Here is a 2939-nt window from a genome sequence, read left to right as displayed (position 1 = left end):
AGTGTCCGTCCGGGATCATGTTGTTGTCTGGCAGAGCCTTCGCAGCATGAGGCGCACGGAGGCCCAGCGCAGGAAAGCGAGGCCGGTGCGGTTCAGGCACTCCCAATCTTTGGCCAGCCGGCGACAGCGGTTCAGCCAGGCGATGGTCCGCTCGACGACCGCCTGTACAATCTTGCCAGGCCGGACTTCAAGTGGACCGAAACGATCCGGCGCAGTGAGCTACGCGCCCTGGGCTTTGCCGGCGACCAGGCTGGGCTGAACCTGCATCGAGTGCCACCGACAGGGGGCGCTATCGATGGAGGAGCGGATGGTCCGACGCACGGATCGCCCTCGCCTGATGGTGCGCGAGGCGTTCGAGAGGACCCGCGTGGGCCAGCAGTGCCTGATCAACGCCTACGCCCGTCTGTTCCCGATCCGGCGGGCAGACACGGCGTCCGGATCCAAGACCCCGGGACAGGCGGACAGGTTGGTCCGCAGAGGCGGAGGTAAGCATGCCTGACCGTCATGTCACCTTCTATGCGCGCGTCTCAACCGAGGGGCAGGCGCGCGACAACACCATTGCCAGCCAGATCACGGCGCTCCGCGAGCGGATTGCCGTCGATGGTGGGCAACTCGAGCCTGATGACGCCTATGTCGACGAGGGTTACAGCGGCTCCGTCCTTGTTCGTCCGGCGTTGGAACGGCTGCGCGACGCGGCTGCGGCGGGGCGCATCGGGCAACTGTATGTCCTCGCTCCTGACCGGCTGGCCAGGCGCCACGCACACCAGGCTCTGTTGATGGAAGAGTTCCGCCGCGCTGGGGTGGAGGTGCTGTTCCTGAACCGGCCGATTGGCGCCACGGCCGAGGATGATCTGCTGCTGCAGATGCAGGGCGTGATTGCCGAGTATGAGCGGGCCAAGATCCTGGAGCGCAGCCGGCGCGGACGTCGTCACGCAGCACGTGCGGGCCTGCTGAGCGCTTTCACCACGGCCCCCTTCGGTTACCGCTACGTGCCGAAGGATCAAGGTGGCGGCGTGGCGCGATTCGAGGTGGTACCGGAGGAAGCCAGGTTCGTGCGGCTCATCTTCGCCTGGGTTGGCCTGGAGCGGTTAAGCCTGCGCGAAGTGTGCCGCCGTCTGCAGCAGGCCGGTGTTCCCAACCGACGCGGAAACGGCCTTTGGTATGCCTCGACCCTGCACGGCATGCTGAGCAACACGGCCTATATCGGGCGGGCGGTGTACGGGCATTCCCGCTACCTTCCCAGCCGTCCGGGGTTGCGGCCCCTACGGGGCCATCCGCAGCCGCCGAAGCGCCCAGGTATGCGGGTCGCCGTGCCCCGCGAGGAATGGATCGAGGTGCCGGTGCCTGCCCTGGTCGACCCGGCGGTCTTCGAAGCTGCCCAGGTCCAGTTGGTGGAGAACCGCCAACGCAAGCGAGACAGCCTGCGTGGACCTCGCTGGCTCCTCCAGGGGCTGACGGTCTGCCATCGCTGCGGGTATGCCTACTACGGCAAGGCGATGCCGACATCGAGCCGCGCCCGCAGCAAGGGCGAGTATCGCCAATATCGCTGCATCGGCACGGACGGCTACCGCTTTGGCGGCACCGCGGTCTGCGACAACCGCTCCGTTCGCGCTGACCATCTCGAGCAGGCTGTCTGGGACCGCGTGTGCGCGCTGCTGGAGGCTCCCGACAGGTTGGCAGACGAGTACCAACGGCGCCTGAAAGAGGCGCGCGAGGGCAGTGCCAAATCCGAGGAGCTGGCGCAGATCGAACGCCAAATCGCAGCACTCCAGCGCGGGATCAGCCGGTTGATCGACAGCTATGCAGCCGGCGTGATTGACCGCTCCGAGTTCGAGCCGCGTGTCACCGGGCTCAAGACGCGTGTGGCCCAGCTCCAGGAACGGCAAAAGGACGCGGCCGAAATGGCAGAAGCCGAGCGGGAGTTGACCCTGGTCACCAGTCAGCTGGAGGACTTCGCCACCAAGGTGCGCGCCGGGCTTGATACCCTCGACTGGCTCGGCACACGGGACATCATACGAACGCTGGTGCGCCGGATCGAGATTGATGGCGACGATATCGAAGTGGTGTTCCGCGTCCCGCCGCCGGGCAGCAGCGCTCCCCCTCCGCCCGGTCCCGCTGGCAGCAACGCTCCCAACTGGCAAGATTGTACAGGCGGTCACAATCCAGCGCTTCGGCAGCACGACGAACTTGTGCCGGTCGGAGCGCTTGACGATCTCAAGGTTGATCCGGCGACAGGCGGCGTGCAGCCCAGCCTGGAACTTCGGCCCCTGATAGCCACTGTCGGCGTAGAGCTTGAGCAGGAACGGGTAGAGGCCGAACAGCGCCCCCATCAGCAGCACACCGCCATCGCGGTCCTGGATGTCGGCAGCGTGGATGACGGCCTGCATCAGCAGGCCCTGGGTATCGACCAGGACGTGCCGCTTCTTGCCTTTGACCTTCTTTCCCGCATCAAAGCCCGACGGGTCGATGCAGCGTCCCCCTTTTCAGCGCTCTTGACGCTCTGGCTGTCGATGATCGCCGCCGTTGGGCTGGCCTCGCGCCCGGCCTGTTCGCGGCACAGCACGTAAAGCGCATGGTGGATGCGATCGAGCGTGCGGTCCTCGTCCCAGCGCCGCAAGTAGTCGTTCACCGTGCTCCGCGGGGGCAGGTCCTTGGGCAGCGCCGCCCACTGGCAGCCGGCGGAGAGGATGTACATCACTCCGTTCACCACCGCCCGCACATCGACGGTCCGCTTGTTGCCGCCTGGCTTGGCGGGCGGGATCAGCGGGGCAATGGTCGCCCATTCCTCGTCGGTCAGATCACTCGGGTAGCGCAGCTTGCTGCGGTCGTACCGAGCCCGGTTCTCCTGCGTCCACATGACCGCAGGTCTGCCCGCCTCAGCCGCCCGCAGGCCAGTCACAACCCATTCAAATCAGGCGATCTGTTCCCGGACGGACACT

Annotated in this window: 3 pseudogenes; 1 reads left to right on the top strand and 2 read right to left on the bottom strand. The window is 66.4% G+C overall.

Features of this window, described 5'->3' with window-relative positions:
- Positions 1-15: 15 nt before the first annotated feature.
- Positions 16-159: pseudogene (locus LHA35_RS28055) on the bottom strand (IS5/IS1182 family transposase); the annotation flags it as partial.
- A gap of 332 nt (positions 160-491) precedes the next feature.
- Between LHA35_RS28055 and LHA35_RS28050 the strand changes: the two are divergent.
- Positions 492-1634 (top strand): annotated as a pseudogene (locus LHA35_RS28050) (recombinase family protein); the annotation flags it as partial.
- Between the two features lie 522 nt (positions 1635-2156).
- On the opposite strand, the pseudogene LHA35_RS28045 reads toward LHA35_RS28050, so the two are convergent.
- Positions 2157-2857 (bottom strand): annotated as a pseudogene (locus LHA35_RS28045) (IS5 family transposase); the annotation flags it as partial.
- Between the last annotated feature and the right edge of the window lie 82 nt (positions 2858-2939).

It is taken from the genome of Roseicella aerolata, from assembly GCF_020523605.1.
GTDB classification, from domain to species: Bacteria; Pseudomonadota; Alphaproteobacteria; order Acetobacterales; family Acetobacteraceae; genus Paracraurococcus; species Paracraurococcus aerolatus.
The sequence above is the reverse complement of the archived record's forward strand: the minus strand, read 5'-3'. Positions and strand labels throughout refer to the sequence as shown.